Raw genomic sequence first — 9792 nt, 5'->3', positions numbered from 1 at the left:
ACTTTAGTTTCAACCTTATTCACATGCTGGCCACCAGGGCCACCGCTTCTAGCTGTAGTTATTTCTACCTCTTTTTTTATATCACTTACTTTGGGTCTGTTCATTATCTCCGGGTCTAATGACTACGTATAACACGATTTATTAAATTTTGCTTTTCAAATAGTAATAAAATTCTTCATAAAATAAATGATTTGCGTACCTTGAAACGCAATAAAAATTATCGAAAAATGAATTTAAAAACACTTACTCCAAACTTGATGGTCGAGGATGTTCGACAAACTATTAACTACTATCACGGGGTCCTTAGTTTTAATACAATCGACTCAATTGAAAATTCTGAAGGTGATCTTATCCGTGCCACGGTACAAAAGGGAGAGGTCAAAATTATGTTTCAAAGTGAAGACAGTTTGAAAAAAGAACTACCTGAATTGAGACATGACGAACCTGCAGGCGGTTTTACCATTTTCATAGAAATGGAAGGTGTTGATGATTATTACGACTACCTTTTTTCTTCATCAGATATTGTTGATCAGATCAAGAATAAGTCTGGGTATAAGCAATTTACTGTTAGAGATGTAAATGGTTATTACCTCACTTTTGGAGAGAAAATATAAATTGACACAAGAAGGTGATTAGCGACTAAATCGCATTAATCACCTTTTTTTTCCTCTTTCCCTAAAATCATTCTCATTTGTTCGCTGTCCCACTGTAGGTCAGCCTCTACAATGCCCCGATGCAGGTCCTGCTCCAATTGGTTCTCCTGTTGTTCAATCTCCTCTTTAACTTTAAATATGTATTCATCACCACTTTTTGGAGTCTCTGCCAGTCTGCGAAGACTCTGTTCGTCATATTTTACAAAATTTTGTGCCTGTCTATGTATCGTATATTTTCTAAAACCCATTTGGTGAAGTACATCACCAGCCAACCGAACAGAAGTATCTAATGATTCTCTGTAAACGTTTTCGATTCCCATATTTATCAACTCATAAGCATCGAAACGACTCTTGGCCCGCATCATAAGCTTTACATTAGGGTATTTTTCTTTTACCATTTGCACCAGCTTGATGTTGGTGTCAGGATTGTCAATGGCACTGACAAGTATTCTTGCCTCAGCCAGTCCGGCACTCTCAAGTAAATCCATTCTCGTGGCATCTCCATAATACACTTCAAACCCCATTTTCCTAAGCAGATCTACCCTATTACTGTCCTGATCAAGAATTGTAGCTTCTACACCATATGATCTGAGAAAACGGCCTACAGTACTGCCAAAGTGACCAAAGCCTACCAAGATCACTTTGTGTGTTTTGGCAATGTGATCCATGGTGCGTTTGGGTGCTTCTTTAGTACCAATTTTTGGAAGCACCAGTCTTTCATTAATAATTCCTAAAATTGGTGTGAGAGACATCGACAAGGCCGTGACAACCAGCATGGTGTCTAATTGAAATTGATCTATAATTTTTAGTTGAAAGGCAAAGGACAGCAATACAAAAGCAAATTCACCTATTTGCGCCAGCCCCACCGTTAAAAGTAACCTTTGGTCAGTTTTTATTTTGAAGATGGCTCCTATTAGGAAAAGCACTAAAGCTTTTAATGTGATAAGGCCTATCAATAAAGTGGTAATCATTAATGGATTATCTCCAATAACTATAAAATTTATTGAGGCTCCGACAGCCATAAAAAACAGACCTAGCAACAAGCCCTTAAAAGGCTCCAGGTTACTTTCCAGCTCGTGCTTGAACTCACTATTTGCCAGTACCACGCCCCCTAAGAATGCACCAAGTGCAGGGCTTAGTCCAACCAATTCCATCAAAAAGGCGATCGCAACTACGATAAGCAGGGCTGCAGCTGATAATAGTTCGCGTAAGCGTGTTTTAGCCACCAATCGCAACATAGGCACAAAAAGGTATCGACCTGCAGCTACTACGACAGCAACAGAAACAAATACTGCTAAAGCCTGTACACCCAAAGGCAAACCTTCTAGTAGATAAACGCCTGAGCTATGGTCGTCACCACTAGTTTCGGTTGTAACCGTAGATAAAAGTGGCAATATTGCCAACATGGGAATTACTATAATATCCTGAAAAAGCAGGATTGAGAAAGAGGACGATCCATAAACTGTATCCATGAGCCCCTTTTCCTTTAAGGTTTGCAAGGTAATTGCCGTAGATGATAGTGCTACGGCCATAGATATGGTTAAGCCCACTTTCCAGTCTAACCCAAATAAAAGGAAGATGGCCAAGCTTAGCACTGTAGTTATAAGCACCTGGCCCCCACCCATTCCTAATATAGCTTTGCGCATCCGCCAAAAACTTCTTGGATCGATTTCAAGACCAATCAGGAATAGCATCATAACCACACCAAACTCTGCGAAATGCAAAATATCTTCTCCTTCCTCGCCTACAAACCCAAAAACGTACGGCCCGATTAAAATACCAGCCAATAAATACCCTAGCACAGAACTTAAGCCTAATCTTTTCGCAATCGGCACGCATACGATCGCTCCAGCAAGAAAGACTATAGCCTCAAATAATAAACTTCCACTCATGAGTTAGCTTTTAAAGGTGGTACATCATTGACAAAGTGATATTGACTGATATTCTCTTTAGGGAAGTCTTCCTTAAGCATTTGAATTAACTGACTGTAACTATTGGCATGGACTTGCAGCTCCTCATCTGATAGCTTATGTGTACCCATGACTGCAAAAGGCGGCAAATAAGTCATCCCACACAGTCTGGCTGTCTGCTCCATCGGTCTCAGAAATTCTCTGATTGAATAATTGTTATACCCCTCACTGCAGTAAACTTCTTTTGATCCACCTGCAGTTAATACATTCATTACTTTCTTACCTGTTAAAGCATTGCCACTAGGGCCGTAAGCCCACCCAAACTCAAGCACCACGTCTATCCATTGTTTAAGCAATGGTGGGCAACTGTACCAGTAAAAAGGGTGATGCCAGATGATTATGTCATGAGCATTAAGCAATTCTTTCTCATACAACACATTTATATTAAAGTCAGGATAAATCTCATACAAGTCTCGAAAAGTTACCCCTTCCAGGTCCCGTACTTTCTCAACCAACGATTTATTAGTTCTGGATTGTTCGTATTTCGGGTGGGCAAATAGGATCAGAATTTTTTGCATAATTTAAAATAAATCAATTAATACCGATAACTAAATTTTGACAACAAAAAATAGGATAGTGTAAGCTGTGCGATAATAAACTTATCACCACAAATCAACTTCTTGTAGCTACCTGAAAATATCCTTCTCATAATCTAAATTCTGGTTGTTATTCTTTTACAATGCACTAATTTTGTGGTTCAATTTTTTAAACATGACAGAAGCTTCAGAATCACTTAATTTTATAGAACAAATTGTAGCCGATGACCTAAAGGCCGGTTTATCGTCAGATAAGTTGCGATTTCGATTCCCACCTGAGCCTAATGGCTATTTACATATCGGACATGCCGCCTCTATCTGCCTCAATTTTGGCTTAGGAAAGCGGTTTAATGCACCCGTAAACCTTCGTTTTGATGATACCAACCCTACAAAAGAAGAACAGGAGTATGTAGATGCTATCAAAAATGATATCGCGTGGTTAGGGTTTAAATGGGCTACTGAGTGCTATTCTTCCGATTACTTTCAACAACTCTATGATTGGGCAGTTGAGCTTATCAAAAAAGGCAAAGCTTATGTAGATGGTCAGTCGGCTGAAGCTATGGCTGAACAGAAAGGAACACCAACTACACCGGGTACGGCAAGCCCACATCGCAATCAAAGTGTAGAAGAAAACCTTGAGTTGTTTGAGAAGATGAAGAATGGGGAATTTGAGGCTGGCACCTATGTGCTGAGAGCCAAAATTGACATGAGCTCTCCTAACATGCTTATGAGAGACCCATTACTTTATAGAATTGTGAATAAAGCGCATCACCGCACTGGCACAGAGTGGTGTGTGTATCCGATGTATGACTGGGCCCACGGACAATCAGATTACCTTGAGCAAGTATCTCATTCTATTTGTACGCTTGAGTTTAAATCTCATCGTGAGCTCTATGATTGGTTTTTAGATCAGATTTATGATGACAAAAAACATCGGCCGAAACAACGTGAGTTTGCCAGAAGAAACCTGAGCTATACTGTAATGAGCAAGCGTAAATTGCTCGAATTGGTTCAATCAAAAACTGTGGCAGGATGGGATGACCCCAGAATGCCTACGATCTCAGGTCTTAGAAGACGAGGTTATACGCCAGAGTCAATTAGAAAATTCAGCGAAGTTTCGGGCATTACCAAAAGAGACAGTGTTACCGATGTTTCTTTACTGGAGTTTTGTATTCGTGAAGATTTGAACAAAACTGCTACTCGCGTTATGGGTGTTTTAGATCCCGTAAAGCTGGTAATTACAAACTATCCTGAAGGTAAAGAAGAGATGCTTACGGCTGAAAATAACCCGGAAGACCCTAACTCGGGAACACATGAAGTACCATTCTCCCGAGAATTATATATAGAGCGTGAAGACTTTAAAGAAGATGCCGGAAATAAGTTCTTTCGCTTGACGATAGGTCAGGAAGTGCGTTTAAAGAATGCTTACATTATAAAAGGAGAATCTGTAGTAAAAGATAGCGAGGGAAATATTACTGAAATACATTGCACCTGCGACTTGGATAGTAGGTCTGGAAGCGGTACTGATGCTAGCGCCAGAAAGGTGAAAGGTACTTTACATTGGGTGTCGATAAAACATGCTATAAAAGCTGAGATTAGAGAATACGATAGGTTGTTTTTAGATGAAGCTCCTGACAGTCATCAGGACAAGAATTTCATGGAATTTGTAAACCCTGACTCTCTCAACATCATAAAAGAAGCATATCTAGAGCCGTTTTTGAAAGAAGCTCAAATGGATGATAAGTTTCAGTTTCAGCGCCTGGGTTATTTTACTTTAGACAAAGACAGTAATTCAGAGCATTTAGTTTTCAATAAAACCGTTGGGCTTAGAGACTCATGGGCAAAGCAAAAGCCAAAAGCTGCTCAACCTAATAACCAACCGGTTGCACAGCAAGGTCAGGGAAGAAAACCTATTGATGAGATAAAGAAGATTAGTAAAAAATACGCTAATCTCTCTGGCGACAAACTGGATAAAGCCAGAGCCAGCATCATGAACTTAGCCGAAAGTGTGACTTATGAAGATATCGAGCCATTATTCAATACTTCTGCCAAAAAAGTGGGTACACGTATTGGTGTAATGCTTACACTGGGTGTTTTACTTAAAAAAGGCCTTGTGCGTAATAGCGAAATAGATGCCTTTATAGAAGCCGGACTTAGCGATAGCAACGAATTGCTTGTAGCTGAAGCCGAAGCCATAAAATAGATTTTACAACTCTTACAGGTCATTCTGACAAAGGAAGAATCTTACTCAGTGTATCGCATGATCACATTTTGTTAGTAAGATCCTTCGCATACTCAGGATGACTCACCTTTTGAGACCGCCTCTTTTTTTAGCTAAACAATAACTTAAAGTAAAATGAGGGCTTTATCAGCTCTTTCTTTAGGTCTACATTATCGAGCATCGAAGTTAGAAGTGTGCGTACGGAGGCATTTTTATTGGCCTTCTTAACCACAAAATTAAATAGCTTAGGATATCGCAATAACTTCTGCATGGAGCGACTTATACGCAATTCATTCCACATTTTCTGGTAGATAACTTTATCGTACCGCTTATTAAATTCTTTGCTAAAATCATTCAGACCAATAGCATTTACAATGTGTTCAGCTGCTATGCGCCCACTGCGCAGCGCGTTACCTATGCCTTCTCCTGTAAATGGATCTATCAAACTAGCGGCATCACCCAGTAATAAAAACCGATCTCCTGACAAAGGCCTTTTTTTCGATCCAATGGGTAGTCCAAAACCTTGTGGCTTCTCCATTGGCTCAGCATTTTCAAATCGATTTATTAGATTAGGATGCTTCTTTACGAGTTCTTCAAGCTTTTGCTTTAGATTAATCTTCCTCATACTTACTTCACTACTTAACATACCTAATCCGACATTTGCCTGACCGTTTGGTAATGGAAAAATCCATAGATAACCGGGCAGTACGTCATCATAAAAGTGAAGTTCTATATGATTTTTAGGGTGCATTTGCGACACACGATCATAATAACACCGAATGCCCGCACAATAGTGGTTTTTCTCAACCTTAATTTGGCCTAACTTTTTATTTACTATGGAATGAGCTCCATCTGCTCCAATAATAAGTTTTGAGAAGATTCTGGAGTTATTGATCTTTAGCTCTACGCTATTTTTTGATACTTTAATATCATCAACCTTTTGCCCGGTAATGACAGTCAAATTTGACTGATCCTTAACCTGGTCAAACAAAAATTGGTCAAAATCAATACGTTTAGAGATATAACCCGCAGCCTTGCCGTGGTTTGGGTTTGCAAAATCAATATCGATGTGTTGGCTATTTGGTGCGACAAATCTCACACCATGAGAGTCTATTTTTTTACCAAAACTTTCAAAATCAGCTGCCAAACGCTCATCCATACGATATAATTGATTGATAACGTCTGCACTTAATGCATCTCCACATATTTTATCTCGAGGAAATGTGGCTTTGTCAATCAGCGCGATTTTGAGCTTCTCATTCCTTAATTGATAAGCACACGCACAGCCTGCAGGCCCCGCTCCTACAATAATGATGTCATATTCAATATCTTCCATCACCATAACTCATCACTGACTTTGCTAAAATTACCCATCAAAAAGGTCAGTCATTTGAATGAGACTCTCTTCTGAGCCAACAATGGTTACGATATCACCTTTTCGTAATCTGGTGTATCCGTGAGAAATAATCATTTGACCTTTTCGCTGTACTGATAGTACAATTACATCAGAAGGGAAGCGTAAATCCCTCAGGTATATACCAAATAGATCCGGATTTAAAACCTCCAGGTCGATAGTATCCTGACCTTCTTTCATACCCAATAAAAGTGAAGTAGCTTGAGGCGACCTCACAAAGTGATCTAGCAGACTTACAATGGCTGTTCCTGTATCAACAATAAGGGCTCCCATTTTATGAAATACTTTAGAATGAACCTGATTGTTAAGTCTAACTACTATTTCTTTGGTACCAATATTCTCATAAATAAGCTCACAAATAGCCAAATTCTCTTCATCAGTCAGCATAAGCACTATAGCTTCTGATAGATGTGCATCAAGAGACTCAAGTGCCTCGAGGGTAAGGCCATCTATCTGAACCAATTCCACATCTGGAAATTTATCTGGCTCTATGACCTTGCGTGTAGCTATTTTAGCTTTCCAGCCATGTTCCTGTAATTGCCTCGCCAAAGCCACTGACTGCGTTTCAAAACCTATAATAAGTGCGTCTCTTATGCCATCAAAATCGGGTGTAGTGGCTCTCAGCCTGCTTTCGCCCAGGTTAATTATTGATCGTTTAAACAAAACCGGTCCTATAAGTTGATTAATTACAATAACACTTATAATAATGGCAGAGAACTGATCTCCCCATTCTTCGAATTCACTGCTTACGATGGTTGCTAAGCCAAGACCAACACCTGCCTGAGTAAGAAAACTGGTCCAATATTTTCTGCTGTATCTTCGATCCTCACCTCCTATTCTGGCTCCGGTATAAGTACCTATATAAAGTGCGAGTGCATTTATTCCACAAATAACAAGTGTAATTTGCCATACATCTGCTAAGACATTAATAGCTAAAAGTGCTCCCGCATATGTGAAAAACACGGTATAAATATAGGGCGACAAGTCATGAATGATACGAAGAAACTCCTGCCGTTGATTGGTATAATTAACCACATAAAAACTACCTATCAAACAAATAAGCAGTGGCTCAAGGTGCAATTCTACCTGCCAGAAATAAAAGGATAGGTAACTTACGAGGTAGTAAAGTCCATAACTTGAAAAGCCTATGAGTACAATAAAAATTGCCTTTACTATTTTGTGAATATTACCCTTTAGAAGAGTTCTAAGTAAAAAACCATATAAAATACCTATCGACACGGAAGCAACAATTTGCCCGATCAGGTAGACGATAGACATTATATTAAACCCCTGACTTGACAACAAGGTGGTGGCCGTAGAAAAACAGATGGCAAAAACAATGATTATCAGAAAATCGATAAGAACTGTCGCCCCTAGCACTGTACTGCTAAAAGAGCCTTTTGCTCTCATTTCGTTGATTACGGCAATCACCGAAGCAGGAGATCTGGCACATAATACTGCTGCACACAATAAGGCGATACTTATCTTGGCAGCCAGCGTTCTCTCACTTAAAAACGGAATAAGCTCTGCAATAGCCACAATAGCGATGGTGATGAGTAAGAAGGTGATGATAAGCTGACCTAAAGTCAACCATTGAATACTCTTTATTCTACTCCTTAACTCCTTGAGGTACAGCTCACTACTAGCAGCAAACGCAATAAAAGATAAGGCAATATCATTTATAAAAAACAGCCCCTTGGCCGTGGTATGATCAATCAGATTGAGTGCGTGGGGCCCACATAAAATACCCACCAAGAGAAATCCGCTGATTAGCGGTACTCCGAGCCGCTGAAATCGGGCAGAAATACGTTCAGAGGCAATTGCAACAATTAGAAACGTGAAAATAAATGCAGACAGCTTTATGAAGTAATCCAAGTCAGTTACAGGTTTAGATTAATGAAATTACTTAATAATAATGCATAAATACGAACCTTTAATATACTACTCTTTTATCGTGAGCACAACTTTACCTGTAGTCTTGCCTGATTGAAATAGTTTTATAGCCTCATGCATCTGTGTAAAATCAAAAACATGGCCTACATATGGTGCAGGTAGGGTTAAAGCCTTCATTTCGCCCAGAATTTTACGCATAAGCTCTTTTTTATGATAGAGCCAAATGAGATTAAAACCGAGAATGGCCTTGTTGGTTTCAATCATCTTTTGCGGGTCTATTTTCGGTCTTGTGAGGTATAACCAGACCAAACGCAACCAGTTTGGTGAGTTAGAATTGTCTCCATAACGCGCTGATCCATAATTGATTAAACGACCTTGAGGCGCAAGTGCATCATACCCGGCCTTAAAAATATCTCCACCGATACACTCCATAACTACATTAAGGTCTCGGTCTTTAAGCGCCTGGTGTAGATTTATTTTAAAATTTTTATCTCTTACAATGTAATCATCATATCCCTCCTGCTTTAGTAACTCAATTTTTGAAGCGGAACCAACTGTCCCAATAGTATAAGCGCCAACTTTTTTGGCCATACGGTTAGCCAGAAGTCCAACACCACCAGCTGCACTGTGGATGAGCACCGTGTCGTCTTTGCTCAAGTTGCCTAAATGAAAAAGACCATAATATGCTGTAAGTCCTTGAACCAAAAATGCAGCTCCTTCTTCACAAGACCAATCATGAGAAAGAGGTGTTATATAATCTACCTGACTATTGATATGGCTCGCATAGCCACCAAAACGGGTGACGCCCATTACACGATCGCCTACATTATAATCCTCAACAGCAGTACCTTTTTTTATAATTACCCCGCTATACTCCAAACCAGGTATAAAGCTACCCTTGGGAGTGGCACTATAAAGGCCAAGAATGGCAAAAATATCTGCGAAATTAAGCCCAACAGCTTTTACTTCTATTTGAACTTCATCCTTCTTAGGGTCTGAAATAGGTTCTTCCTGAAGGGTTAATTTGTTTATATTCCCAGCTTTAGCAATGCGGTATACCTTTCTCATCATAGAGGTAAAACTAGCCTAAAAAGACTCTTATCAC

Annotated in this window: 7 protein-coding genes; 2 read left to right on the top strand and 5 right to left on the bottom strand. The window is 39.5% G+C overall.

What is annotated here, in order from left to right; genetic code table 11:
* Positions 1-227: 227 nt before the first annotated feature.
* A complete protein-coding gene (locus E1176_RS11765) occupies positions 228-614 on the top strand; it encodes a VOC family protein (protein ID WP_155210812.1) in 387 nt (128 codons plus the stop codon).
* A gap of 35 nt (positions 615-649) precedes the next feature.
* Here the strand turns inward: E1176_RS11765 and E1176_RS11760 are convergent, their stop codons facing one another.
* Positions 650-2545 carry a monovalent cation:proton antiporter-2 (CPA2) family protein gene (locus tag E1176_RS11760; RefSeq protein WP_155210811.1) on the bottom strand — a complete coding sequence of 632 codons (1896 nt, stop codon included), beginning with the start codon at positions 2543-2545 and terminating at the stop codon, positions 650-652.
* A complete protein-coding gene (kefF, locus tag E1176_RS11755) occupies positions 2542-3141 on the bottom strand; it encodes a glutathione-regulated potassium-efflux system oxidoreductase KefF (protein ID WP_155210809.1) in 600 nt (199 codons plus the stop codon). Before kefF ends, E1176_RS11760 begins: the two co-directional genes overlap by 4 nt.
* Positions 3142-3334: 193 nt before the next feature.
* Here kefF and E1176_RS11750 point away from each other — a divergent pair, with 193 nt between their 5' ends.
* Positions 3335-5362 carry a glutamine--tRNA ligase/YqeY domain fusion protein gene (locus E1176_RS11750; RefSeq protein WP_155210808.1) on the top strand — a complete coding sequence of 676 codons (2028 nt, stop codon included), beginning with the start codon at positions 3335-3337 and terminating at the stop codon, positions 5360-5362.
* A 127-nt stretch (positions 5363-5489) separates the two neighbouring features.
* Here E1176_RS11750 and E1176_RS11745 read toward each other — a convergent pair whose 3' ends face one another.
* The 3 genes from E1176_RS11745 to E1176_RS11735 form a co-directional block, all read right to left on the bottom strand.
* Positions 5490-6716 (bottom strand): NAD(P)/FAD-dependent oxidoreductase, encoded by a 1227-nt coding sequence (locus E1176_RS11745; RefSeq protein ID WP_155210807.1) that lies wholly within the window; start codon positions 6714-6716, stop codon positions 5490-5492.
* 30 nt (positions 6717-6746) lie between these two features.
* Positions 6747-8669 carry a cation:proton antiporter domain-containing protein gene (locus E1176_RS11740; RefSeq protein ID WP_155210806.1) on the bottom strand — a complete coding sequence of 641 codons (1923 nt, stop codon included), beginning with the start codon at positions 8667-8669 and terminating at the stop codon, positions 6747-6749.
* 66 nt (positions 8670-8735) lie between these two features.
* The gene (locus tag E1176_RS11735) at positions 8736-9758 is read right to left on the bottom strand and encodes a synaptic vesicle VAT-1 family membrane protein (RefSeq protein ID WP_155210805.1); all 1023 of its coding nucleotides are present in this window, start codon (positions 9756-9758) and stop codon (positions 8736-8738) included.
* Positions 9759-9792 lie beyond the last annotated feature (34 nt).

Source organism: Fulvivirga aurantia, assembly GCF_009711475.1.
GTDB lineage: Bacteria > Bacteroidota > Bacteroidia > Cytophagales > Cyclobacteriaceae > Fulvivirga > Fulvivirga aurantia.
Note: the sequence above shows the minus strand (reverse complement) of the source record. Positions and strands in the feature narration are given on the sequence as shown.